Here is a 20,851-nt window from a genome sequence, read left to right as displayed (position 1 = left end):
GCCCTGCCCACCCGGCGCCTGCGTCTGCAACCGCGAGCAACTGCTGCAAGCGCCCGACGCCGACGTGCGCATTCTTCACCTGACACGCCAGGAAGAAAAACGCCTGCTCGAGCGCCTCGAAGACCTCAAAAGCCTGCAAGACCTGGAGCACATGCAACAGCGGATGTACGAGCAATTGGGCATCCGCGTACACGTCGCACCGGGCCACACCGAGGTTAAGAGCATGCGCGGGATTCAGATCGTCATCGACGACCTGCCGGGCATGTGTCGCAAGACCCGGCAATCAATTCCCGCAGCGATTCGTCGCGGCATGGAAAAACGCCCGGAGATTGCCTACCGCTTGCTCGATGCCCACGACCTGTTTCGCGAAGGCTGAATCACCCGGCCACGGCTTCGTCCTCAAACAGGCCCTGCCCCACGACCTTCGCCGCCTGTAAATGCGCTTGCGCACCCCCGCTCTCGGATTCCAACAGCAGCGCGGACGTCACCACCTGAGCACCGCAATAATCAAAAATCCCGTAGTCAATTTGCGTGCGCATCGCCTGGGTGTACCCGTGGCGGTCGAACGCACTGTGATCCGCCGCGCCGAGGGCCAGCAGGTGCACCTGCAAGTGCCGCAGTTTCTTCACCACCGGCGTATCGGGACCGTAGTCGATGGCCCAGCCGTTGACGAACACGCGGTCGATCCAGCCTTTGAGCAGGGCTGGCAGCGACCACCAATAAATCGGGAAGGCGATAACCAGCGCGTCGGCGCGGTCGATGCGTGCTTGTTCAGCGAGGATGTCGGCCGGTGGCGTGGCACGGGCGGCGGCGAGGTCGGCAATCTCGAACGTGTGGCCAGCGGCAGTCAAGCCTGCCGCCAATTGCTCGATGTGGCCTGGCAACTGGTACGCGAGGAAGGCACCGAAGCGCTGACCCTGGGCCGTCTCGCGGAACTGGCGGGCGTCACCAAGCCGGTGGTCTATGACCATTTCGTCACCCGCGCAGGCTTGCTCGCCGCGCTGTACGAAGATTTCGACGGGCGTCAGAACCAGCTGTTTGCCCAAGCCCTCGACAGCAGTGGCGCGACACTCGATGATCGCGCGCAGGTGATCGCCACGTGCTATGTCGATTGTGTGTTGCTGCAGGGGCGGGAAATTCCGGGGGTCATTGCCGCGTTGAGCAGTTCGCCGGAACTGGAAACCCTCAAGCGCAAATACGAGGCGATCTTTCTCGACAAATGCCGCGACGCCCTGGCGCCGTTTGCACCCGGCGCCACCGTGTCGCAAGCCGGCTTGCGGGCGATGCTCGGCGCGGCGGAGGCGTTGTCACAGGCGGCAGCCAGCGGCGAGATCAGCCGTGATGAGGCGCAGCAGGAGCTGCTCGCGACGATCCTGGGCATGGTCAATCGCAGCCGCGGGTAAATAATTATTCACGCCGCAGGAATAAAGCGTCGCGACGGGTGTTTACCTGAGTACGGCTTGTGAATACAGCACAAGGCCAGTACCTAAATCCAAAAACACCCAGGAGCTCGTCATGCTGAAAAAACTCTCCCTCGCTGCTGCCGTCCTGTTTGCCTGTGCGGCTTCCACGGCCTTCGCCGCTCCAGCCAACGTGGCCGACAGCGCCAAGGGCAAAGTGCTGGTGGACAGCAAGGGGATGACCCTTTACACCTTCGCCAAAGACAGCGCCGGCAAATCGGCGTGCAACGGCCAATGCCTGGCCAACTGGCCCGCTTTTACTGCCCAGGCCACGGCGAAAGATGCCGACGGCTACAGCGTGATTACCCGCGATGACGGCAGCAAGCAATGGGCCTACAAAGGCCAGGCGCTGTACACCTGGGTCAAGGACAGCAAACCGGGCGACATCACCGGTGACGGCGTTGGCGGTAACTGGAACCTGGCCAAGCCATAAGGTGTGAGGCCAATGCAGCGTACCGGTGGCGAGGGAAACCGACCTCGCCACCGGTTGGCCTATTCACGCCAAGTGCTCATCCACATATAGCCGCACCTTGCGCGCCAGCTGATCCAGATGGCGGTCGCGTTGCTTCTCGGCATCCACCATGGCGCGCTTGCCGTGTTTTTGCAGCAGGTAGGTATGAATCTGCCGCACTTCCAGCGAGCGATAGATCGCCGCCACGTCCAGCACGCCCATCAGGCCGTCAGTGCCGTAATCGCGCGTGTTCATCAGCACCTGCGTGTCGCGCGCGCCGCGTACCTGAAAGCCCATGGCCGTGAACGCCGGGACCTTTTCCACGGCACACGCCAACTCGGCGTGGGGATAACGCGCCAGCACGTCCTGCATCATTGCGCGCGCCACGCCCTGGCGCCGCCTACCCGCCTGCACTGCCATGAACGCGATACCGCAGGCTTGAGGGTCGTCTTTGACCGGCAGATAGAGGCAAAAGCCGACCAGCGTGTCCTCCTCCATCGCCACCACCAGCTCAACGGCGATGCCCTTCGAGCCATCCAGCGCTTGCAGGTACAAGTGCACCTCAAAGCCGGTGGTGTACTGGTAAATGTTGTAGAGCAGGTTGCTGGGCGGCAGCGCGACGCTGCTGATATCGGTGAGGTTATCCACCACCATCTGCAGGATCTGGCTGGTGATCGGCTCGGGGCACGGCGTGGTGTAGCGGGTAAGGCTGAACATGCAAATTCCTGGGGTTTCGCGTCAAGGCAGCGGCGATTGTACCTGCTGCTGCGCGTTTATTGCCCGCACAGCTCGCGTAAACAACCGCGCAACCCGCGGTGGGCCAGGTCGGCATCCGGCCGCGGGTGCCAGCGCATGGCCACGGTAAACGACGCACGCGTCAGCGGCAGCGCAACGCGGTACAGCCCATCGCGCTGGTGGGCGGTGTAGCGTCCGGGCACGCGGGCGATCAGCCGGCACCCCGGCCCTGGGCGCAGTATTTGTCTGGGCCAGCCCGATATAACCCACGCAACCGCGCAAAGCGTGGCGAATGGCCTGCACATGACCTTTGCCGTGGCACTGGCGCCGATCATCCTCGCACGCCGCTTCGCCTGGCGCCGCCACAACGCCGTGAACGGCGCGCAGAACACCCGTTGAGGCAAAAAAACAAAAAAGGCGTTGCGCCAGACCGGGTTACATCGCGCATCATGGGCACTTTCAAGCTCAAGGGTAACGTCCATGCGCGTTCTGTCATTGATGATGGGTTTTACGACGCTGGCCGCCAGTCTGGCGTTCTGCGCCAGCGCGATGGCGAATGAAGAAAGTCAGTTGGTGCAACAGATCAACCAGTACCGCAGCCAGGTGCAGCGCTGCGGTGACCAGGGTTCACAGGAACTGCCACCGCTGGCCAGCGACACCCGGCTGGTGCTGCCGGCCACCAATGTCGGCGATTTGCAGCAAGCGCTCGCGCGGGCTGCGTACCCGATGGTCAACGTGCAAGCCATTAGCCTGTCGGGGCCCAAGGATGCCCAGGCGGCCATGAAGGCGGTGCGGGAAAGTTTCTGCCGCGTAGTGCTGGACCCGCAATTTGTCGACATCGGCGTGAGCAACAGCGGCGAGGACTGGCGCATTGTGCTTGCCCGCCCCCTGCTCTCCAGTGGTTTGGGTGATTGGCAGACCGAAGGCCGGCAGCTGCTCAACCTGATCAACGCCGCCCGTGAACAGCCGCGCCAGTGCGGCACCCAGGCATTTGCCGCGACCACGCCCGTGTCGTGGAACGACGACCTGGCCAGCGCCGCCAACAGCCACACCCGCAATATGGCCAACGGCAACTTCTTCGATCACCTGGACCACGACGGCCGCACCCCGGGCGATCGCGCTGAACTGGCAGGCTATATCGCGAAAAATATCGGCGAGAACATTGCCGCCGGCCTCGACACGCCGCGCAAGGTGGTGGATGGCTGGCTCGCCAGCCCAGGGCACTGCGCCAACCTGATGAACCCGCAATTTCGCGAGTTGGGCGCCGCTTATGCAATGGACCCCAAGAGTGATGCGGGCATCTACTGGACCGGTTTATTCGGCACGCAATAGCGGTTGGGCAAGCGCCCAACCCGGCCCAAGCACACCTGTTCAAATGGATAAGACATCAAAGTGCCATCTCGTTGATAATTGCGCTGAACTGCTAACGATCAACCGTGTCTGTAGCTGGGTGCCATGAATGTTCAGGCGCGCTGAAGACTCTGGCAAACAAGGTGTTCTCCCAATGATGAATTGGCTGCAAGGCAGCAGCGACATGGCCGAACGCGTGCGTCAGCATGATTGGGCGAGTACGCCATTGGGTCCGCTGGAAGACTGGCCCGACGTACTCAAAACGACGGTCGCGCTGTGCTTTGCCTCAAGCTTCCCCCAGTCCATCAGTTGGGGGCCACACCTGATCACGCTCTACAACGATGCGTTTGTCCCCATTCTTGGCGATAAACCCTACTCGTTGGGCCGCCCGTTCAGTGAAACCTGGCGTGAAGTCTGGGATGAAGTAAGCCCCATCGCCCACGCGGCCTTTGAGGGGCACGCGACCTATATCGAGAATTTCCCGCTGGTGATTGAACGTGGCAACGGCCCGGAGCAATCGTATTTCACGTTTTGCTACAGCCCTGTGCGCGACCCGTTGGGCGCAGTCGTGGGCATGCTCAATACCGTCACCGAAACCACCGCAACGGTATTCCTCAGCCGACGCCTGGCCGTATTGGATGCGATTGGCAGCGCGGTGGCCAACGCCACCGACGCCGAAGCCATCATGACCCTCACCACGCGCCTGCTCGCCGAGCACATGGGCGTGTCCATCTGCGCCTACGCCGACATGGAAGCCGACGAAGACGGCTTTACCATCCGCGACAACTGGGCCGCACCTGGCTCGCCGAGTATTGTCGGGCGCTACAGCCTCGCGGATTTCGGCGAGCAGGCCGTAAAGTGCCTGCGTGCAGGCGAACCGTTTGTGGTGAATGACAACCGCGTGGAGTTCAGCCCCGAGGAAGCCGCCGCCTACCAGTCGCTGGGCGTGACGGCGACGGTGTGCTTTCCGTTGATCAAGGATGGGCGCCTGACTGCATTGATGGCCGTGCACCATAAATTCGCGCGCCTGTGGTCACCGTACGACCTGGCGCTGGTGGGCGAAGTCACCGAGCGCTCCTGGGCACACATAGAACGTGTGCGCGCCGACGCCGCCGTACGCGAGGGCCTGGCCGCGATCACCGAACTGAATGCCACCCTGGAACAACGCGTGGAAGAACGCACCGCCGCGTTGACCCAGGCTGAAGCGGCGTTGCACCAGTCGCAAAAGCTTGAGGCGATCGGCCAGTTGACCGGCGGCGTGGCCCATGACTTCAACAACCTGCTGACGATCATTCGCTCCTCGGTGGATTTTCTGCGCCAGCCGGGGCTGTCCGAAGAGCGACGCACACGCTACATGAGCGCGGTTTCAGACACCGTCGAGCGCGCCAGCAAGCTCACCAGCCAGTTGCTCGCCTTCGCCCGCCGCCAACCATTGAACCCGGAAGTCTTCGATGTGTGCGAGCGGGTCAAGAACATCGGCGAGATGCTTGAAAGCGTGACCGGCGCGCGTATCACTGTGCAGATCGAACTGCCCCGCCTGCCCTGCTATGTGCGCGTCGACCCGAGCCAGTTTGAAACCGCGCTGATCAATATCGCGCTCAATGCCCGCGACGCCATGGACGGGCGCGGCACCCTGACACTGAGCGTCGCCACGGTGGCAGCGTTGCCGCTGATCCGTGGCGATGCGCAAGTACAGCAGCCGTTTGTGGCGATTGCCCTGGCCGACACCGGCAGCGGCATTGCCGACGACACCGTCGAGCGCATTTTCGAACCGTTCTTTACCACTAAGGCGGTGGGCAAAGGCACAGGCCTTGGCCTGTCGCAGGTGTTCGGGTTCGCCAAGCAATCGAGCGGTAACGTCGACGTCGCCAGCACCCTTGGCCAAGGCAGCGTGTTTACCCTGTACTTGCCCGAAGCAGAAGCCGAGACGGTGCAGGCCAGCCTGCCACACCAGGACCGCTCGCTGGTCCACGACACCGCGCAGCGGCATATCCTGATCGTCGAAGACAACCTCGAAGTGGGCCGCTTTGCCAACCAGATTCTGCAGGACCTCGGTTACCAGACCACTTGGGCCACCGATGCCGAACAGGCACTCGCGCTGGCCGGCCCGGATGTGATGGCCTTCGACGCGATTTTTTCCGATGTGGTGATGCCGGGCATGACCGGCGTGGCGATGACCAAACTGCTGCGCCAGCGTCGGCCGGACCTGCCGGTGGTGCTGACCTCCGGCTACAGCGAAGAATTGGCCGACAGTGGGTATGAAGGGGTCGAGTTCCTGGCCAAGCCCTACTCCGCGGACCAAGTGGCACGCGTGCTGGCCAAGTCGATGCAGCGCGCCTGACGCCTACTCCGCGATCGCCACCTGGTTACGGCCCATGGCCTTGGCGCGATACAACGCCTTGTCGGCCGTGTTCATCAGGCTGTGCAGGTCCTGATCGAGGCTGCGGGTCGTCGCCACACCGAGGCTGGCAGTCAAGCCTTGCACCGGTTCGGCGGCGAGGCCAGAGATGGCCTTGATCAGTTGCTCGGCGATAGCCCGTGCGGTTTCCAGCGAAGTATTGGGCAACAACACCGCAAACTCCTCGCCGCCGAGCCGCCCATACACATCGGCCTGGCGAAACGATGCACTGATCACCCCGCCAATCTGGCGCAAGACCTGGTCGCCAGCCTGGTGACCGTAGGTGTCATTGATGGCTTTGAAGTGATCCATGTCCATCATCAGCGCGCACAGCGGCTGCTGGTTATGGCGACATTGCGCGTACAGCACTTGGGCATGCTCGAAGAATGCGCGGCGGTTCATCAATCCGGTCAGTTCGTCAGTCTGGGCGGCGCGCGTGGAAATCGTGTGCGCACGTTCCATCTGCCGGGTCAGGCGAAAGGCTTTTTCCAGGGCATCCGCCAATTTGCGCGTGGCGCTCGCCACAAAGGTCGAAAACACCAGCACTGCCACGCCCACACCCACTTGCATCGAGGAAGGCTGGAACAGCAGCCACAGCGTACAGGGGAACAGCACCAGGACCATGGAGCCCAGCGTCATGTAACGGTAGGCGGAATAACACGAGACGGCGCTGACCGACATGCCCACGGTGAACAACATCACCAGCACCTGGGAGACGCGGTCGTCGGTGGGCATCACCGCCAGCGCGCCAATGCCCCACACACCCGCCGACAGCATCAATGTCACCCAGTAGCGACGCTCCCAGCGGTCGGGTGTACGTTCGCTGTTCGGGCAGCGAAACCATTGCATGAACATCTGCACGCGCAGCAGCGAGGTCACTGCCAACACCGATAACCAGACCAGCATGACGGTGTGGTCAAAGCGGTCCCAGCACAACCAGCAAAGCATGACGGCGGCCAGGTAACTGCCAAAAATGGCGGCGAAGGATTGACGAAACAGTTGATGCAAGCGGTCGGTTCGCACCAACTCTTCTATCAAACCATCCTGGTCCTGCCCACGCCCTAGGCCGTTCATTCAATACGCCTGCTTCGACTGCCGCGACAAAGGCGCCATTGTGGCACCCTGCCAGCAGCGCGGACAACCGAATCCGGCACCTTGGCGACCTTAAAGCGATTCCGGCCGCAGAATCAGCACACCCAATGGCGGCAAATTCAACGACAGCGACACCGGCTGCCCATGACGTGGCTCATCCTGCGTAAATACTTCCCCGCCGTTGCCGTAGTTGGAACCGGCGTACATGTCGGCATCGCTGTTGATCACCTCGCTCCAGCGCCCGGCAAACGGCACGCCGACGGCGTAGGCTTCCCGCGGCACCGGGGTGAAGTTAGCGACGACCAGCACCGCTTTGCCGTCCTTGCTCCAGCGCAGCCAGGCATAGACGCTGTTGATCGCATCGTCGCCGATCAGCCACTGGAAGCCCTGGGGCGCATCATCCTGCTCATGCAGCGCCGGTTCCTCACGGTACAGGCGGTTCAAATCGCCCACCAGTTTCTGCACGCCCTGGTGTTCAGGGTATTGCAGCAGGTACCAATCCAATTGCTGGTCGTGGTTCCACTCGCGCCACTGCCCAAACTCGCAGCCCATGAACAGCAGCTTCTTGCCGGGGTGCATCCACATGAAACTCAGGTAAGCACGCAGGTTGGCAAACTTCTGCCAGCGGTCACCGGGCATCTTGTCGATCAGCGAATGCTTGCCGTGCACCACTTCATCGTGGGAGATCGGCAGGATAAAGCGCTCGGACCAGGCATACACCAGGCCAAAACTCAGCTCGTTGTGATGGTGAGCGCGGTACACCGGGTCTTGCTGGATGTAATGCAGCGAATCGTGCATCCAGCCCATGTTCCACTTGTAGTTGAAGCCCAATCCGCCCTGCTGGGTGCTTTGGCTCACACCCGGCCACGCGGTGGATTCTTCGGCGATCACCAGTGCGCCCGGCGCTTCCAGCGCCACCACGTCGTTCAAATGACGCAGGAAGTCGATGGCTTCCAGGTTCTCGCGACCGCCATGGCGGTTAGGCACCCACTCGCCGGCTTTGCGCGAATAATCGCGATACAGCATCGAGGCCACGGCATCCACCCGCAGGCCGTCGATATGGAAGTGTTTGAGCCAGTGCAGCGCCGAGGCCAGCATGAACCCGTGCACTTCGGTGCGGCCCAGGTTGTAGATCAGCGTGTCCCAATCCTGATGGAAGCCTTCCAGCGGGTTGGCATATTCGTACAGCGCGGTGCCGTCGAACTGGGCCAAACCGTGGGTATCGGTCGGAAAATGCGCCGGAACCCAGTCAAGGATCACACCGATATTGGCCTGATGGAGGGCGTTGACGAAGAAGCCGAAATCTTCCGGCGAGCCAAAGCGCGCACTCGGGGCAAACTGCGACAGCGCCTGATAACCCCAGGAACCGCCGAATGGGTGCTCCATGATCGGCATCAGCTCAACGTGGGTGAAGCCCAATTGCTGCACATATGGAACCAAGCGCTCGGCCAGCTCGCGCCAACCGTACTGGCGAGAGACTTCACCGGCCTCGTCGAGCTCGCATTGCCAGGAACCGACATGCAGCTCGTAAATCGACAGCGGCGCCGAGGGCTTCTGCTTGTCGGCGCGCGACTGCATCCACTCATGGTCTTGCCAGTCCACCTGCAACGGCGCGGCGACTTTCGAGGCGGTGTCAGGCGGCAGCTGGGTCGCCAGCGCCATCGGGTCGGCCTTGAGCGGCAGAATGCCATGGGCACCGAGAATCTCGTACTTATAGGCCGCGCCCGGTTGCAGGCGCGGGATGAAGATTTCCCAGACGCCCGAGGGGTGACGCAACCGCATCGGATGGCGGCGGCCATCCCAGATATTGAAATCACCCACTACCGACACGCGCCGGGCGTTTGGCGCCCACACGGCAAAGCGCACACCTTGCACGCCATCGACGCTGGTCACTTGCGCGCCGAGGCAACTGCTCAGGTCACGGTGATTGCCTTCGGCAAACAGGTACAAGTCCATTTCACCGAGCAGCAACTGGCTGAAACTGTAAGGGTCTTCTGTGATCTGCTCGCCGCCGGCCCACTGGATTTTCAGCAGGTAGCTCTGGCGCGTCTTGAAGTGGCCGACAAACAAACCTGGCACCGGGCTGGCGTCCAGGTTGCCGAGTGTCTCACCGCTGTCTCGGGCCAGCACCTGAACACTCAGGGCTTCGGGCAGAAACGCGCGGATGAACTGGCCGCCTTGCTCGTCATCGTGTGGCCCGAGAATCGAGAACGGGTCATGGTGTTCGGCGCGTACCAGTGCTTCGACGTCCTTGGACGCCGGCATTGCAGTCAGTTTCGGTTGCAGCGGTTCTTTATTTGTAAAGCTCATGACGTCTCCCCACCGCGTGCAGTTTTCGATATAGGTGTTAGCCCGCTGAGCAGACCGTGCAAACCTTGCAACGGCACCGGCAACCAGGTCGGGCGATTTTCCGCTTCGTAGGCCACTTCATACGCGGCCTTTTCCAGGCTGAACAACGTCAGCGCAGCGCTTTGGCCTTTGGCATCCTGCCAGTCATGCGCCAGTGTAGACGTCGCCTGATGATAAGCCTGGGTAAATGCCTGACGTGCTTCACTCAAGTACCGGTCGGTCACGCGCTTGCGGGCAATGTCCGCTTCCGGCGAGTGATCCACACCTTGCACATTCAAGGCCATGGCGGCGGCGTAATCGAACGAGCGCAGCACGCCACTGACATCTTTATAAGGGCTGTGCTTGCCGCGTCGCTCATGCAGCGCACGCGCCGGTTCGCCTTCAAAGTCGATCAAGTAAGCATCGCCCTTGACCACCAGTACCTGGCCCAGGTGCAAGTCACCATGAACCCGAATCCGCAACCCGCCGACAGTGGCTTTCGCCAGGGCCTGAACGTGCGCGCCGATGGCTTTTTTCTGCGTCAGCAATTCACTGACCAGCGCCTGATCGGCAGGGTTCAATTGACTTTGATGAAGCTTGAGCAAGTGCAGCGCGCGGTCGATCTGCGCGCCAACGTCCTTGGCCCAGGCCTGGGTGTCCTTGACGCTCGTGACTTCGGGTTTGAAGTCTTTGTTGGTGGTTGTCGCCGCCAAGACCGCGTGCATCTCACCCAGGCGCTGGCCGAGCAAACCGGCAAAGTCTTGCAGTTCGCCAAGGGCGTTGTAGTGCTGTTCCTGTTCGGACATGGCTTCGGCCAGCTCGTCACGAATCGCCCGCTCCAGGCTGTTTTGCGTCCAGGCCCACGCATCGCCCTGGTTGCTGAGGTAACCCTGGGCAATCATCAACAGGTTGTCTTGCCCTTCACCGTCACGACGCACCATCGAGCCCAACAACGGCGAGATGTTGGGGTAACCGGCTTCGGTCAGGTAAGCGCTCATTTCCAGCTCCGGGTGCACGCCGGCGCTGACTTTGCGGATGAGCTTGAGCACCAGGCTCTCGCCCACGACCACCGAACTGTTGGACTGTTCGGCGGACAGGTAGCGCACCTGCGATTCGTCGCCCAGTTGCAGCTTGGCCAGATGCGGCGTGGCCTCAAAGCGCAAGTCACCTTCGCCGGTGTTCAGCACGGTGCCGGCTTGCAGGCCATGGATCACCGCGCGAATAAAATGCTCAAGGCTGAAGGCGTCGGTTACCAGGCCGACCTGACGCGCACGGCGTACACGGGCGAGTGCCAATTGCTGCGGCAACGCGCTGGTGAACTGGTCTTCGCCCAGAAAGCCGAATGGCAGTTGATAGCGGCTGACCTGGCCGGCGCTGCTCACCTCGATTTCGCTGAGCAGCACCGGGTGCTGCGGGTCGCCAAAGCGCACGCCGTAGGCAATGCGCACACTGTCGATGGCCGTGTCCTTGCCGGCAAACCAGCGCCGCTTGGGCAACCAGGTGGGCAACGAGGTTTGTTCCAGCGTGCTGCGGCACGGTTCTTCGAGCAGTTCTTCCATGCGTTTTTTCAATACCAGGGTGGTGAAGTCCGGGATGCTCTGCGCCGGTTCCACATGCCAGCTCGGCATCTGGTTTTCCGCCGCCAGCACAAACCAGTAGAAACCGTAAGGCGCCAGGGTCAGCAGGAAATTGAGCTGGCCAATGGGTGGGAAGGCATTCCCGCCGAGCATCTCCACCGGCACCATGCCGGCGAACGCCGACAAGTCCAGTTCGGCGGCCTGGGCACTGCGTGACACGTTAGCCACGCACAGGATGATTTCCGTGCGGCCGTCTTCGCCGGTGAATTCACGGGTGTAGGCCAGGATGCGGCGGTTGCTCGGCGAGAGCATTTTCAGGCTGCCACGGCCGAAGGCCTTGGATTGCTTACGCACCGCAAGCATGCGCCGGGTCCAGTTCAGCAACGAGTGCGGGTCCTGAGCCTGGGTTTCGACGTTGACCGACTGGTAGCCGTAAAGCGGGTCCATGATCGGCGGCAGCACCAGGCTTGCCGGGTCGGCGCGGGAAAAGCCGCCGTTACGGTCGATGGACCACTGCATCGGCGTACGCACGCCGTCGCGGTCGCCCAGGTAGATGTTATCGCCCATGCCGATCTCATCGCCGTAATACAGGGTCGGCGTGCCCGGCATCGACAACAGCAGGCTATTGAGCAGTTCGACACGGCGGCGATCACGCTCCATCAGCGGCGCCAGGCGTCGACGAATACCCAGGTTGATCCGCGCGCGACGGTCGGCGGCGTAGTAATTCCACAGGTAGTCGCGTTCTTTGTCGGTGACCATTTCCAGGGTCAATTCATCGTGGTTGCGCAAGAAGATCGCCCACTGGCAGTTGGCGGGAATCTCCGGGGTCTGGCGCAAAATATCGGTAATGGGGAAGCGATCTTCCTGGGCCAGCGCCATGTACATGCGCGGCATCAACGGGAAGTGGAATGCCATGTGGCATTCATCGCCGTCGTCACCCTTCTTGTCACCGAAGTACAACTGCGTGTCTTCCGGCCATTGGTTGGCTTCAGCGAGCAGCATGCGGTCGGGATAATGCGCGTCGATCTCGGCACGGATCTGCTTGAGGACGTCGTGGGTTTCCGGGAGGTTTTCGTTATTGGTACCGTCGCGTTCGATCAGGTACGGAATGGCGTCCAGGCGCAGGCCGTCGATGCCCATGTCCAGCCAATAACGCATCACCGACAGCACCGCCTTCATCACCTGCGGGTTGTCGAAGTTGAGGTCCGGCTGGTGGGAATAGAAACGGTGCCAGAAGTACTGTCCGGCGACCGGGTCCCAAGTCCAGTTGGATTTTTCGGTGTCGAGAAAGATGATGCGGGTGCCGTCGTATTTCTGGTCGTCATCGGACCACACGTAAAAGTCGCGCGCGGCCGAACCCGGCTTGGCCTTGCGCGCACGCTGGAACCAGGGATGCTGGTCCGAGGTGTGGTTGATCACCAGTTCGGTGATGACCCGCAGGCCGCGTTGGTGGGCTTCGGCAATAAACCGCTTGGCGTCGGCCATGGTCCCGTAGTCGCTGTGCACGCCACGGTACTCGGCAATGTCATAGCCGTCGTCGCGGCGTGGCGAGGGGTAGAACGGCAAGAGCCAGATGGTGTTCACGCCCAGGTCGGCGATGTAATCGAGCTTGGCGATCAGCCCGGGAAAATCACCGATGCCGTCGTTGTTGGAGTCGAAATAGGATTTGACGTGAACCTGATAAATCACCGCGTCCTTGTACCAGAGCGGGTCTTTGATAAAGGTGGCAGCCTTGGGTTTCTTCGCCATTGGAAACTCCTGAAAATTCTGAAAAAACCAACTGGTGGAACACGCTCCCTGCAGGCGCCGTGTGTCGACGCCTGCAGGTGACTGGCTGGTTTCAGGAGGTGGTGATTCTCCAAATTCCAAACGGCATTTGCGGCTCCAGCCGCGTCCACTGAGTCTTGCCATACCAGGTCCAGCGGTGCCCGTTCATCAAGTCTTCGCCTTGGGTCTGGGCGTCGTCCGGCAAGCCCAGCTCCCAAAGTGGCAACTCGAAATGGGCTTCCTGGGCATTGAACGGGTCGAGGTTCACCGCGACGAGGATGAAATTGCTGCCGTCTTCACTGCGCTTGCCGAAGTACAGGATGTTGTCGTTCCAGGCGTTGTAGAGCTTCAACCCCAGGTGCGTTTGCAACGCGGGGTTCTGCCGGCGGATACGATTGAGCTGCGCGATCTCGGCAATGATGTTGCCGGGCGCCGTGAAATCGCGCGGGCGGATCTCGTACTTCTCTGAATCCAGGTACTCTTCCTTGCCCGGCACCGGCGCGGCTTCGCACAACTCGAACCCCGAATACATGCCCCACAGGCCCGAGCCCATGGTGGCCAGTGCGGCGCGGATCAAGAAACCCGGCCGCCCGGATTCGTGCAGGAAGCCGGGGTTGATGTCCGGCGTGTTGACGAAGAAATTCGGTCGGTAGCACTCGCGCCAGGGCGATTCGTTCAATTGCGCGAAGTACTCGCTCAACTCGGCCTTGGTATTGCGCCAGGTAAAGTAGGTGTAACTCTGCGAATAACCGACCTTGCCCAGGCGCGCCATCATTGCAGGCGTGGTGAACGCTTCGGCGAGGAAGATCACGTCAGGGTGTTTGCCGCGCACGTCGCTGATCAGCCATTGCCAGAAGGGCAGCGGTTTGGTGTGAGGGTTGTCGACCCGAAAGGTCTTCACGCCCTCTTCCACCCAGCCCAGCACGACGTCACGCAACTCAGTCCACAGGCTCGGAATCGCATCGGCGGCATAGAAGTCGACGTTGACGATGTCCTGGTATTTCTTCGGCGGGTTCTCGGCGTATTTGATCGTGCCGTCCGGGCGCCAGTTGAACCAGCCCGGGTGCTGCTTGAGCCACGGGTGGTCCTGGGAACACTGGATGGCGAAGTCCAGAGCGATTTCCAGGCCATGGTCGGCGGCGGCCTTGACCAACCGACGAAAGTCATCGCGGCTGCCCAGTTGCGGGTGGATGGCTTCATGGCCGCCCTCCTCGCTGCCAATCGCGTACGGGCTGCCGGGATCATCGGGGCCGGCGGTCAGGGAGTTGTTCTTGCCTTTGCGATGGCTGCGCCCGATGGGATGGATCGGCGGGAAGTACAGCACGTCAAAGCCCATGTCATGGATCATCGACAGCCGAGAGTGCACGTCGTTGAACGTGCCGTGGCGGGCAGGATCGTCGGTGATCGAGCGCGGAAACAGCTCGTACCAGCTGGCAAACTGCGCCGCTGTGCGCTCGACATCCACCGGATAGACTGGGCTGACGCTCAAATAGGCACGGTGGTCGGCCTGGGTCATCAGGTGTGCACTGTCTTCGTGCAGAAACTGCGCGACCTGCTCGGTTTCCAGCAAACCGGACAGTTCGTGGTGCAACAGCATCAAGCGATCGCGCAGCTCGTTGTCACTGCGCTCGGCGGCCTGCAACACCAGGCTGCGACCTTCCTGCAGCTCAAGGCTGACTGGCACGCCGGCCTCGTGCTTTTTGCGCAGCTCATAACAGAAGCTGGCAAAGGTATCGATCCAGGCTTCGATGCAATATTGGTGGGGGCCTTGCTGCGTCACGGTGAACGCGCCTTCCCAGCCATTGTTGCCGACGTCGGTCATTACTACGCTGTGCCAGCTTTCGTCCTGCAACGGGCGCCAGCGGATCAGTACGGCAAGCTTGTCGTGGCCATCAGCAAAGACCTTGCTGGTGACATTGATGCGCTGGCCGACCACGGCCTTCACGGCAAACTCGCCGCCGTCGATCACGGGCGCGGTACTTTCGATAGCGATCCTGGGCAATAACAACGCCTGGGACAGCGGCAAAATGGAATCGTCTGGAGCCAGTGTTTCAGCAGTCATCGAGCATCTTCCCCTTACGCCCTGTGGACGCTCTTTGCTTGATCCGAATTCTGATATGGCAACGCTCTCCCTGAGCAGGGCCGTAATAGGTCCGAGCCTGGCGTCAGGTGAAAAGTTCAGGTGGATATGTCGCCATTGGGCGGGGAATCAATTCCCCCAGGCGGATGTCCACCGCAAGAGCAAAGCACAAAGGAGGCCACACCGATGAATATCCCAATTCCGGCTGAAACACCCGATCCGAACATCGACGACCCAACGTTACCGCCCGCTGAGCCGAAGCCGATCCCTGAACAGGAACCCCCTGAAAACGATCCACCGCCGGTGCAGGAACCGCCAACGAGCGAGCCGCCGGCCATTCTGTGACGAGGTCCTTATAGGTTCAGCGTCCGCTCGCAAGGCACGGCGGGTACTGCCGACGCAGTACTGGCCGTTGAACCGTGACTCGCGAGCAGGCGTTGATGCAGAAAATTCCCACTCACTTGAAAGGCAAAGCCCTAATTCCAACTGATGTGATCGTTCTCATACTGATTTTGCGCTGACTTCATTTCCAGGCCCCTGGCCCCAGCGCTCGTCCGATTGGTTTTTGAGGATTCATCATGTCGACCATCCAGCAGCCGTCTCGCGCCCGCGCCGAACTCATCTCAGGCCACCTTCATTCTCACCCCATGCCGCCATCACCCGTGAGCGTGTCTGCTCAAGCGCTGGACGCCCTGCTCCGGTCGGCGCCAAACACCACCCGCGAGCCGATGCGTGCAGATGGTGCCGCACCCGCCGACCAGGCGGCGCTGGAAAAACAACTCAAGCAACTCTGCGACCAGCTGGACCGCAAAACCGTTGAGCGCCTGATGCGCGACCCTGAGTCCAGCGAGTCAAAAGACACCTTCAACACCATCGACAGGCTGTTGACCCCCGACAACCTCAAGTGCCTGTTGAGCGGCCCCAACGCAACGTCCTGCATCAAGATCCTCGCCAGGATCGAAACCCAACTCAACAAAGGTTCGCTTGACACGGTCTTGAGCCCCATTGAAACCGAGCAGGTCGGCGCCTATCGCAGCTATGTGGAGGCGGCGCTGTTCGCGTTGAAAGCCAGTTTGATGAAAGCCTCACCGAGCAGTCGCTTTGATATGGTCCGCGCGTTCTCCCGCCAGGAACACGCGCCCCTGACAAGCATTCAGGACTATATGCGTAGCCTGCAGGTCAAGAGCAAACACCTCTGCGACATTGCCACTCAGGTCCGGAAGGTGACCGAGCCGCTGCAATATGCGCATCTTGAAGATTGGCAGCGACGGGACCACTACGAGTCCGACTGTAAAAACCACCCCAAGACCTACAGTTTTACTAACACGCTTGAGTCCACGCTCGAGCACCCGTGTGAAATCAGGCACTTTGTCACCGACCGGGACAAGCTGGACGTCACCGGCATTCGCCGGCAACTGAATAAACCGCTGCACTGGGTCAACCAGTTATCCGGCGCCAGTGGTGAGATGCAGTTGAAATACTCGCGTGCGCACAACGCCAGCGTGCTGGTGATTGCCGGCAACCAGGGGGAGCCTGCGCTGGTTGCAAAGATATTTGGCCAGGTCAAAGAAAACGATCTACTCACCTGATCGGCGGTCATCGTCATTCTCGAACGCCCTGACGATCCGGGGCATCACGCTGAATACCGCCAAGGCCAGCAAGGTACTGAGCACCGCTGTCGATTCGCGGCCCATGCCGGCGGCAACCCCGATAGCCGCAGTCATCCACAGGCCGGCAGCGGTGGTCAGGCCTTTGACGTGCTGGCCCTGCTCATCTTCCTTGCCTTTGAGAATGGTACCGGCGCCGAGAAATCCGATGCCGGCAATCACGCCCTGAAGCACCCGGCTCATCGCATCCGCCTGGCTGCCGGACGTCTGCGGCACCAATACAAACAGCGCGGCGCCCAACGCCACCAGCATGTGGGTGCGTACACCGGCCGCCTTGCCCTTCTGTTCCCGTTCGAACCCGAGAATACCGCCCAGCAGCGCGGCGATCAGCAAGCGCACGGTGATCTGGGTGAGTTGTTTCGCATCGCCGATGTCGGCAAATTCGGCTTGCAGGGTTTGCCACACTTCGCTCCACCAGGCATCCATGGAAAGCGGTCCTTTGTGATTATGGGTTTAGCATGGACAACGGCGACCGCCAGTCAGTTGCCTGGAACGCCGGGCAACCGGGTGAACCCTAATGATCACCCGCCAATGGAAAAGGAGATCACCATGCCTGTACGTATCGATAACCAGACGTGCTACTTCAAGGTCGATGAAAACGGCCAGGAGCGCAGCCTGCCTGCGCCCGAGGTGACGGTCAGTACCGACAGCCTCAAAGCCATGTCTTTTGTGACGCTGGATAACGACAGGATCTACATCACCGAGGCCGAAGCCGATGCCTTGACCGTCGCCGGCGCCGTGGATGGACGCAAACACTTGAAGGCGACCGACAGTGATTCGGTGATTTGATTGATCTGTATCAATGTGCGCTGATTGGCGCTGCACTCCTAGCGCCACGGAGTGCAGCGACCGGCCACAGCCTTGTAGAAAAACCCCATCTGATCCGCTTTTTATCGCTCTAGCTGAGTCTGTTATGCACACAGAGCGGAGTCCATAGTTCATCCGCCTGATGGAGGCTGATGAGCGAACGACCATGAGCGAAAGAATCCCAACCGTGGAAACCTTTGAGCCCATACACCCAAAGAAGGTGAAGGCCAAATCCAGCGACAACCTGATCCATACCCGCAGCTTTACCGGCCTGTTTCGTACCTTGCGCATAGTCGGCGCCGCGGTGCTGTTCCTGGCCTTTTTCGGCACCGTATGGCTGAACTGGGGTGGGCGCCAGGCCGTGCTGTGGGACCTGGCCGAGAGCAAATTCCACATCTTCGGCGCAACCTTCTGGCCCCAGGACTTCATCCTGTTGTCGGCGCTGCTGATCATCTGCGCCTTTGGCCTGTTTGCCATCACCGTGTTCGCAGGCCGGGTGTGGTGCGGCTACACCTGCCCGCAAAGCTCGTTTACCTGGCTGTTCATGTGGTGTGAAAAGGTCACCGAAGGCGAACGTAACCAGCGCATCAAGCTCCACGCAGCGCCATGGAGCCTGAACAAGCTGGCGCGGCGCTCGGCCAAACATACCTTGTGGCTGGGCATCAGCGTGTTGACCGGGCTGACGTTTGTCGGCTACTTCACGCCCATCCGCCCTTTGGCCTTGGAGCTGCTGACGTGGCAAATGGGCGGCGTCAGCCTGTTCTGGGTGCTGTTTTTCACCGCGGCCACGTACATCAATGCCGGCTGGCTGCGTGAAGCGGTGTGCATGCACATGTGCCCCTATGCGCGCTTCCAGAGCGTGATGTTCGACAAGGACACCCTGACCATTTCATACGATGCGGCGCGTGGAGAACACCGCGGCCCGCGCAAACGAGACGTGACGCCCGCCGACGTCGGCCTGGGTGACTGCATCGACTGCCAGCTGTGCGTGCAGGTGTGCCCCACCGGCATTGATATCCGCGACGGCTTGCAGATGGAGTGCATCGGCTGCGCGGCCTGCATCGACGCCTGCGATTCAATCATGGACAAAATGGGCTATGCCCGCGGCCTGGTGAGCTATACCTCCGAGCATCAACTGCAGGGCGGCAAAACCCACCTGCTTCGGCCGCGACTGATCGGCTACAGTGCCGTGCTGCTGGTGATGATCGCCGCACTGGTGGTGGCCCTGGTAGGACGGCCGATGGTGTCGCTCGACGTCACCAAGGACCGCGGCATGTTTCGCGAAAACAGCCAGGGTTTGATCGAAAACATTTACAGCCTCAAGGTCATCAACAAAACCCAGCAGCGCCAGGACTATCGCCTGGCGTTGGTGGACGCCGAGGGTTTCGTGCTGCAAGGCAAGACCGAGCTCAGCCTGGCGCCGGGGGAAATCAGCGATGTGCCGGTGTCGGTGGCATTGTTGGCCGACAAGCCGGCGAGCAGTTCACAGACCCTGCGGTTCAAGGTGACAGACGTGGATGAGCCGTGGATCTACAGTGCGGCCGACAGCCGCTTTGTGGCGCCGATGAACCGCTAAGGTCTAACCGACACAGGCCCGCAGCCACTGTTTGCCCTGTGTTCATAATGAGAAAACTGTTTTTAAGGTCTTCATGAAACGCTACGAAAAATTCGCCGATGACATCGCAGAACTGATCCGCTCCGGCGTGCTCGGGCCCGGCCAGCGCGTGCCGTCGGTGCGCTATGCTAGCCAGACCTACGGCGTCAGCCCGTCCACGGTGTTCCAGGCGTATTACCTGCTCGAACGCCGTGGGCTGATCCGCGCGCGGCCGCGTTCCGGTTACTTCGTCAACACCCATGCACCGAGCCCGTTTTCCGAGCCGGTGGTGAGCGAACATGTGCACGAATCCACCGAAGTCGATGTGAGTGAACTGGTGTTTTCGGTACTGGACTCCATCAAAGACCCCAATACCGTCCCCTTCGGTTCGGCCTTTCCCAGCCCGATGCTGTTCCCTTTGCCACGCCTGGCACGTTCGCTGGCCAGTGCCAGCCGCGAAATGGACCCACGCCTGGTCGTGACCGACATGTCACCGGGCAACCCGCAGCTGCGCAGGCAAATTGCCCTGCGTTACATGGTCGGCGGCCTGATGCTGCCGATGGAAGAGTTGCTGATCACCAACGGCGCACTCGAAGCCCTGAACCTGTGCCTGCAGGCCGTGACCGAGCCGGGCGATCTGGTAGCCATCGAAGCGCCGGCGTTTTATGCCTGCCTGCAGGTGCTCGAACGTCTGAAGCTCAAGGCCGTGGAAATTCCGGTGCACCCACGCGACGGCATCGACCTCAACGCCTTGGCGCAAAGCCTTGAGCGCTGCCCGATCAAGGCCTGCTGGACCATGACCAGCTTCCAGAACCCGATGGGCGCAACGCTGCCGGAGGCCAAAAAGCAGGCGTTGGTGGAACTGCTGCGTAGTCACCAGGTGCCGCTGATCGAAGACGACGTGTACGCCGAGTTGTATTACGGGCAACAAGCGCCCAAACCGGCCAAGGCCTTCGACACTGAAGGCCTGGTGATGCACTGCGGCTCCTTTGCCAAAAGCCTGGCCCCGGGTTACCGCGTTGGCTGGGTGGCCGCCGGACGCTATGCGCAGAAGGTCGAGCGCTTGAAGCTGATGACCTCGTTGTGCCCATCAATGCCGGCGCAGGCGGCGATTGCCGACTACCTGCAACACGGCGGTTATGACCGCCATTTGCGCAAGTTGCGCTATGCCCTGGAAGAACAGCAAAGCGCGATGCTGGCGGCCATCGCCCGCTATTTCCCGGCCCAGACACGGGTCAGCCAGCCGGCTGGCGGGTATTTTTTGTGGCTCGAACTGCCGGAGCAAACCGACTCGCTGAAGTTATTCCAGATGGCCCTGGCCCAAGGCATCAGCATTGCGCCGGGGCCGATTTTCTCGGCGACCCAGCGCTTCAGAAATTGCATCCGCTTGAATTACGGCAGCCCGTGGACCGAGGCGTCGGAGAAAGCGATGGAAACGCTGGGGCGGATCGTGCGCTCGTTTTGAACAGGCTCGCCGCAGCCAGACCGTCGGGCAACGCCCCTCCGGTTAGCGAAGACGTTTCAGCCTTGTTACACTCGCCGCCC

General features: G+C 61.2%; 18 protein-coding genes. 10 read left to right on the top strand and 8 right to left on the bottom strand.

The features are described 5' to 3' along the window. The coding region (locus AACW30_RS09490) for a hypothetical protein (protein WP_200624852.1) at positions 1-376 on the top strand (376 nt) is incomplete at its 5' end. A 1-nt stretch (position 377) separates the two neighbouring features. Here the strand turns inward: AACW30_RS09490 and AACW30_RS09485 are convergent. Beyond that, positions 378-884 (bottom strand): NAD(P)H-dependent oxidoreductase, encoded by a 507-nt coding sequence (locus AACW30_RS09485; RefSeq protein WP_234452662.1) that lies wholly within the window; start codon positions 882-884, stop codon positions 378-380. Here AACW30_RS09485 and AACW30_RS09480 point away from each other — a divergent pair. Both AACW30_RS09480 and AACW30_RS09475 read left to right on the top strand, forming a co-directional pair. Further along, the gene (locus AACW30_RS09480; RefSeq protein WP_325167575.1) at positions 834-1,403 is read left to right on the top strand and encodes a TetR/AcrR family transcriptional regulator; all 570 of its coding nucleotides are present in this window, start codon (positions 834-836) and stop codon (positions 1,401-1,403) included. The genes AACW30_RS09485 and AACW30_RS09480 overlap by 51 nt on opposite strands. A 112-nt stretch (positions 1,404-1,515) precedes the next feature. Beyond that, a complete protein-coding gene (locus tag AACW30_RS09475; protein WP_106577905.1) occupies positions 1,516-1,893 on the top strand; it encodes a COG4315 family predicted lipoprotein in 378 nt (125 codons plus the stop codon). Positions 1,894-1,956: 63 nt separating this feature from the next. On the opposite strand, the gene AACW30_RS09470 is transcribed toward AACW30_RS09475, so the two are convergent. Both AACW30_RS09470 and AACW30_RS09465 read right to left on the bottom strand, forming a co-directional pair. Beyond that, positions 1,957-2,628: a GNAT family N-acetyltransferase gene (locus tag AACW30_RS09470; protein ID WP_200624849.1), complete on the bottom strand. Its 672-nt coding sequence runs from the start codon at positions 2,626-2,628 to the stop codon at positions 1,957-1,959. A gap of 56 nt (positions 2,629-2,684) precedes the next feature. Then, positions 2,685-2,849 (bottom strand): hypothetical protein, encoded by a 165-nt coding sequence (locus tag AACW30_RS09465; protein WP_372239304.1) that lies wholly within the window; start codon positions 2,847-2,849, stop codon positions 2,685-2,687. A 277-nt stretch (positions 2,850-3,126) separates the two neighbouring features. Between AACW30_RS09465 and AACW30_RS09460 the strand changes: the two genes are divergently transcribed. Next, positions 3,127-3,978 (top strand): CAP domain-containing protein, encoded by an 852-nt coding sequence (locus AACW30_RS09460; protein ID WP_119741924.1) that lies wholly within the window; start codon positions 3,127-3,129, stop codon positions 3,976-3,978. Positions 3,979-4,150: 172 nt separating this feature from the next. Next, on the top strand, positions 4,151-6,337 hold the full coding sequence (locus tag AACW30_RS09455) for a response regulator (RefSeq protein ID WP_200624848.1): 2,187 nt from the start codon (positions 4,151-4,153) through the stop codon (positions 6,335-6,337). A 3-nt stretch (positions 6,338-6,340) separates the two neighbouring features. Here the strand turns inward: AACW30_RS09455 and AACW30_RS09450 are convergent, their stop codons facing one another. The 4 genes from AACW30_RS09450 to AACW30_RS09435 all read right to left on the bottom strand — a co-directional run bounded on the left by AACW30_RS09450 (position 6,341) and on the right by AACW30_RS09435 (position 15,220). Beyond that, positions 6,341-7,468, bottom strand: coding sequence for a GGDEF domain-containing protein (locus tag AACW30_RS09450; protein WP_106577901.1), 1,128 nt, complete (start codon positions 7,466-7,468; stop codon positions 6,341-6,343). 90 nt (positions 7,469-7,558) lie between these two features. Beyond that, positions 7,559-9,796 (bottom strand): 1,4-alpha-glucan branching protein GlgB, encoded by a 2,238-nt coding sequence (gene glgB, locus AACW30_RS09445; RefSeq protein ID WP_106577900.1) that lies wholly within the window; start codon positions 9,794-9,796, stop codon positions 7,559-7,561. Next, positions 9,793-13,140, bottom strand: a complete 3,348-nt coding sequence (gene treS, locus AACW30_RS09440) for a maltose alpha-D-glucosyltransferase (protein WP_200624847.1) — start codon at positions 13,138-13,140, stop codon at positions 9,793-9,795. The genes glgB and treS overlap by 4 nt, the downstream gene beginning before the upstream one ends. 91 nt (positions 13,141-13,231) lie before the next feature. Next, entirely contained in the window at positions 13,232-15,220 is a 1,989-nt protein-coding gene (locus AACW30_RS09435; RefSeq protein ID WP_200624846.1) for an alpha-1,4-glucan--maltose-1-phosphate maltosyltransferase, read from the bottom strand. 204 nt (positions 15,221-15,424) lie between these two features. Between AACW30_RS09435 and AACW30_RS09430 the strand changes: the two genes are divergently transcribed. Both AACW30_RS09430 and AACW30_RS09425 read left to right on the top strand, forming a co-directional pair. Then, complete coding sequence (locus tag AACW30_RS09430; protein WP_164487928.1) at positions 15,425-15,583, top strand: hypothetical protein; 159 nt, start codon at positions 15,425-15,427, stop codon at positions 15,581-15,583. Between the two features lie 233 nt (positions 15,584-15,816). Further along, positions 15,817-16,827, top strand: coding sequence for a M10 family metallopeptidase C-terminal domain-containing protein (locus tag AACW30_RS09425; RefSeq protein ID WP_200624845.1), 1,011 nt, complete (start codon positions 15,817-15,819; stop codon positions 16,825-16,827). Here the strand turns inward: AACW30_RS09425 and AACW30_RS09420 are convergent. Continuing rightward, entirely contained in the window at positions 16,816-17,331 is a 516-nt protein-coding gene (locus AACW30_RS09420; protein ID WP_200624844.1) for an MgtC/SapB family protein, read from the bottom strand. The genes AACW30_RS09425 and AACW30_RS09420 overlap by 12 nt on opposite strands. A 123-nt stretch (positions 17,332-17,454) precedes the next feature. Here AACW30_RS09420 and AACW30_RS09415 point away from each other — a divergent pair, with 123 nt between their 5' ends. The 3 genes from AACW30_RS09415 to mapR all read left to right on the top strand — a co-directional run bounded on the left by AACW30_RS09415 (position 17,455) and on the right by mapR (position 20,771). Continuing rightward, positions 17,455-17,694 carry a DUF3203 family protein gene (locus tag AACW30_RS09415; protein ID WP_119742811.1) on the top strand — a complete coding sequence of 80 codons (240 nt, stop codon included), beginning with the start codon at positions 17,455-17,457 and terminating at the stop codon, positions 17,692-17,694. Between the two features lie 184 nt (positions 17,695-17,878). Then, positions 17,879-19,288 (top strand): cytochrome c oxidase accessory protein CcoG, encoded by a 1,410-nt coding sequence (gene ccoG / locus AACW30_RS09410; protein WP_200624843.1) that lies wholly within the window; start codon positions 17,879-17,881, stop codon positions 19,286-19,288. Between the two features lie 73 nt (positions 19,289-19,361). Then, positions 19,362-20,771 carry a GntR family transcriptional regulator MpaR gene (mapR, locus tag AACW30_RS09405; RefSeq protein ID WP_200624842.1) on the top strand — a complete coding sequence of 470 codons (1,410 nt, stop codon included), beginning with the start codon at positions 19,362-19,364 and terminating at the stop codon, positions 20,769-20,771. The last annotated feature ends 80 nt before the right edge of the window (positions 20,772-20,851 follow it).

Source organism: Pseudomonas sp. MF6747, assembly GCF_963890955.1.
Lineage (GTDB): Bacteria > Pseudomonadota > Gammaproteobacteria > Pseudomonadales > Pseudomonadaceae > Aquipseudomonas.
This window is presented reverse-complemented; position numbering and strand designations above follow the sequence as displayed.

Excerpts from the sequence above, each read along its gene's own strand:
- AACW30_RS09475 (WP_106577905.1), top strand. The coding sequence starts at position 1,516 with ATGCTGAAAAAACTCTCCCTCGCTGCTGCCGTCCTGTTTGCCTGTGCG.
- AACW30_RS09470 (WP_200624849.1), bottom strand. The coding sequence starts at position 2,628 with ATGTTCAGCCTTACCCGCTACACCACGCCGTGCCCCGAGCCGATCACC.
- AACW30_RS09460 (WP_119741924.1), top strand. The coding sequence starts at position 3,127 with ATGCGCGTTCTGTCATTGATGATGGGTTTTACGACGCTGGCCGCCAGT.
- AACW30_RS09455 (WP_200624848.1), top strand. The coding sequence starts at position 4,151 with ATGATGAATTGGCTGCAAGGCAGCAGCGACATGGCCGAACGCGTGCGT.
- AACW30_RS09450 (WP_106577901.1), bottom strand. The coding sequence starts at position 7,468 with ATGAACGGCCTAGGGCGTGGGCAGGACCAGGATGGTTTGATAGAAGAG.
- glgB (WP_106577900.1), bottom strand. The coding sequence starts at position 9,796 with ATGAGCTTTACAAATAAAGAACCGCTGCAACCGAAACTGACTGCAATG.
- treS (WP_200624847.1), bottom strand. The coding sequence starts at position 13,140 with ATGGCGAAGAAACCCAAGGCTGCCACCTTTATCAAAGACCCGCTCTGG.
- AACW30_RS09435 (WP_200624846.1), bottom strand. The coding sequence starts at position 15,220 with ATGACTGCTGAAACACTGGCTCCAGACGATTCCATTTTGCCGCTGTCC.
- AACW30_RS09430 (WP_164487928.1), top strand. The coding sequence starts at position 15,425 with ATGAATATCCCAATTCCGGCTGAAACACCCGATCCGAACATCGACGAC.
- AACW30_RS09425 (WP_200624845.1), top strand. The coding sequence starts at position 15,817 with ATGTCGACCATCCAGCAGCCGTCTCGCGCCCGCGCCGAACTCATCTCA.
- AACW30_RS09420 (WP_200624844.1), bottom strand. The coding sequence starts at position 17,331 with ATGGATGCCTGGTGGAGCGAAGTGTGGCAAACCCTGCAAGCCGAATTT.
- AACW30_RS09415 (WP_119742811.1), top strand. The coding sequence starts at position 17,455 with ATGCCTGTACGTATCGATAACCAGACGTGCTACTTCAAGGTCGATGAA.
- ccoG (WP_200624843.1), top strand. The coding sequence starts at position 17,879 with ATGAGCGAAAGAATCCCAACCGTGGAAACCTTTGAGCCCATACACCCA.
- mapR (WP_200624842.1), top strand. The coding sequence starts at position 19,362 with ATGAAACGCTACGAAAAATTCGCCGATGACATCGCAGAACTGATCCGC.